The organism is Burkholderia sp. Bp9140 (assembly GCF_003853425.1).
In the GTDB taxonomy this organism is placed as follows: domain Bacteria; phylum Pseudomonadota; class Gammaproteobacteria; order Burkholderiales; family Burkholderiaceae; genus Burkholderia.
Genome location: NZ_QTPQ01000090.1, coordinates 1 through 2847 on the forward strand (window position 1 = coordinate 1; position 2847 = coordinate 2847).

Genomic DNA, 2847 nt, shown 5'->3' on the forward strand with positions numbered 1-2847 from the left:
CGGCTGGTTTAAATCATAATCTTTTTAAAAAACCCGGCCCCCAATAACCCCCCCTCCCCCAATGCGCCCACCGCGGCGGCCCCCCCCCCGGGGGCGCCAGGGCGTTCGCATGCATGCGCGCCGCAACCGGCGCGCCGCGATTCGGCTTGCTCAGCCCAGGAAGTGCCGGGCGTAGCGGGCGTTGATGTCCGACAGCCGGAACAGGGTCAGGAAGTCTGCGCAGTTGAAGTCGGGATCCCAAGCCGGCGCACCGCAAATCTTCGCGCCGAGTCGCAGATAGCCCTTGATCAGCGGCGGCGGCGCGACGACGGTGCCCGTCTGCAGTTCGTCGACCGGCAGCGCCGTATGCGGGAACGCGCGGTATTCCGGTGCCGTCAGCGAGCTGGCAGGCAGCGACTGATACAGGTTCGCCGCATAGTGACCGCCGTCGGCCATCGACACGCTCGCGCAGCCGAGCATCGTCTCGTAGCCGTTCTGCATCATGTACGCGCCGAGACCGCCCCACAGCGCCATGATCACGGCGCCGCTGCGGTAGTCGCTGTGCACGCACGAGCGGCCGACCTCGACCATCTTGCCGCGCAGGTGCGTCAGGCGCGACAGGTCGAATTCGCCTTCCGCGTACAGACGGCCGACACGCGCGGCCTGGTGCGGCGGCAGCACGCGGTACGTGCCGACCACCTTCAGCGTGTCGAGATCGCGCACCAGCAGGTGGTCGCAATAGGCATCGAACGGATCGACGTCGAGGCCTGAGGGGCCGCTGACCTGCGCGCCCATCTCTTCGGCGAACACGGTGTAGCGCAGGCGCTGGGCCTCGCGCAACTCGTCTTCCGTGCGCGCCCAGGCGGCACGCAGACGGTACTCGGATGTGACGGTTTCAGCAGCGCGCGGCAGGTGACGCCGCGTCGTGTCGAGGGGAAGCGAGGCAAAAGGGAGCGTAGGCGTCGGCAGTTCTCGCATTAGGCTTTCCTGATCGTAAGGAATAGGACGACATGCCAGCCAATGTAGTAACCGGTCGTTACCGTTCTGTGGCACGACCGTGTCCTTTCAATGACGTGTCGCCGAATTGACTTTAGCAGAAAGCTTGCGGAACCGTACGATCAATACCTTCAAACCCCTTCACACCAGGTCCGGCGTCAACAGCGCGCGCAGCACGGCTTGACGGCTGCCGTCGCGCGTGCGGCTCGCGAGCCACACGATTCCGCCCTTCTTGATGCTCCAGCTGTCGTCGTTGCCGGCGATCAGTTGCGCGGCGACGCTGCCGAGCGTCGGCTGGTGCCCGACGATCACGACCGTCGGCGCGATGCCGTCCGGCCAGCCGGCGGCCGCCAGCACGTCGTCGACGCTGCCGCCCGGCGCGAGCGCATCGATGGTCCGGTACTGGTCGGTCAGCGCCTCTACGGTCTGCACGGTGCGTGCCGCCGGGCTCACGAGGATCACGCTGCTCGACTCGAGGCGGTTGCGCAGCCATTTGGCCATCGCCTGCGCTTCCTTGCGCCCGCGGGCCGTCAACTGGCGTGCGAGGTCGTTTGCCGCGTAGTCTTCGGCTTCGGCGTGGCGCCACAGGATCAGGTTCATCATGATATCTCTCCATGCGTCGGCGAACGATCCGGTCGCGCACGTGCGTGCCGGACGATCATCATCCTCATTGTCGCCAATCGTGAGCGGTTCGTGATGATGTGCGCCGTATGCATATCGTGATTGACCCGGCTACCCATTAGACGATAGAATCTTTGGCTCGTCGGAGCGTAGCGCAGCCTGGTAGCGCATCTGATTTGGGATCAGAGGGTCGTAGGTTCGAATCCTATCGCTCCGACCAAAGGAATCAAGGGGTTAGCTGATGCTAACCCCTTTTTCTTTGGTGTACTGCCGAGTCGTTGCGGTAATCTGCGATAGATACTGACATTCAGCACACCGGTTGCCTCTGACGCAACCTGCCTGGGGTCTCGCCCACCATCGATGACCGGATGACCGCGCGCGCATTCCCGTTCGAGCTTCCGTGTTGTTGTCGACGTAGTGCTCGGATACGCACAGGCCACCCCGATCCGCAGCAATCGATCGCATCAATTCGATGCCCTGCCGCTGCCTGTCTTCGGTGCGACACGTCGGACACCCGCGCCCCTTCAAGATTTCCGTACCCCATGCCATCCACTCGTGCCCCCGGTCGCACTGAAATGGGTAACGAGCCTGAATACGTTGATACAGGGACGCGAGACATCTGCCGCCGTGCTCTGCCGCCTTCGTTTGTAGCTCACAAGTCCGTCTGGCCTTCTCCGCCCATTGACAAAGCATTCTTGACACCATGCCTTACGCAAGATGTCGTAGCCCGCGGCCTCCCATTCGTGTACCGAACCGCATCTGAATCGATATTTCGCCATCCGGCCATCGTAGACGGTCGATATGCACTCGCCACCACGCTCTTGCGCACGATCCTGTATTGGCTTCAGCCCACCTTGATGTCGACGCCGCTCGGATCGTCGTTCGGTTGAGCACTTTGCGCACCAGTGACCATCCAAGACCGAAGCAGCCGTGGCTTCGAATTTATGACTTGCGGCACAGATAAAGCGGTAACGCGTATTTCTCCCGCGATACCGCTTACTCAGACACTGACCGCCTGCTTGATGGGCGATGTCGCAATTACGGATCAGGGTTTGCTTAATCCCGCACTGATGACATGTTAATGGCCCGCGGCGTCCGCGTACCCTGAGCATAAAACTCGCTCCGGACATTGAGGAAACGTGCTTGTCCGCGCACCGGAATCGATACTGATGATTGGGCCGGCCCCGGCGAAAACCGGACACGAGGTAACGCTTAAACTTTGAGGTAGTCTTCCGCCTATGTTTAAGCCTA

Annotated in this window: 2 protein-coding genes and 1 tRNA gene; 1 reads left to right on the top strand and 2 read right to left on the bottom strand. The window is 62.2% G+C overall.

The window, feature by feature from the left end; all coding sequences use genetic code 11:
* Window positions 1–150: 150 nt before the first annotated feature.
* Window positions 151–957, bottom strand: coding sequence for a GNAT family N-acetyltransferase (locus tag DIE21_RS36635; RefSeq protein WP_040143919.1), 807 nt, complete (start codon window positions 955–957; stop codon window positions 151–153).
* 159 nt (window positions 958–1116) lie between these two features.
* Entirely contained in the window at window positions 1117–1578 is a 462-nt protein-coding gene (gene sixA, locus DIE21_RS36640; RefSeq protein ID WP_124502187.1) for a phosphohistidine phosphatase SixA, read from the bottom strand.
* A gap of 161 nt (window positions 1579–1739) precedes the next feature.
* Here sixA and DIE21_RS36645 point away from each other — a divergent pair.
* Window positions 1740–1816 (top strand) — tRNA-Pro (locus DIE21_RS36645).
* Window positions 1817–2847: the final 1031 nt, after the last annotated feature.

What these genes read in the sequence shown, in the direction of transcription:
- sixA (WP_124502187.1), bottom strand. Translation starts at nt 1,578, where the DNA reads ATGATGAACCTGATCCTGTGGCGCCACGCCGAAGCCGAAGACTACGCG.
- DIE21_RS36635 (WP_040143919.1), bottom strand. Translation starts at nt 957, where the DNA reads ATGCGAGAACTGCCGACGCCTACGCTCCCTTTTGCCTCGCTTCCCCTC.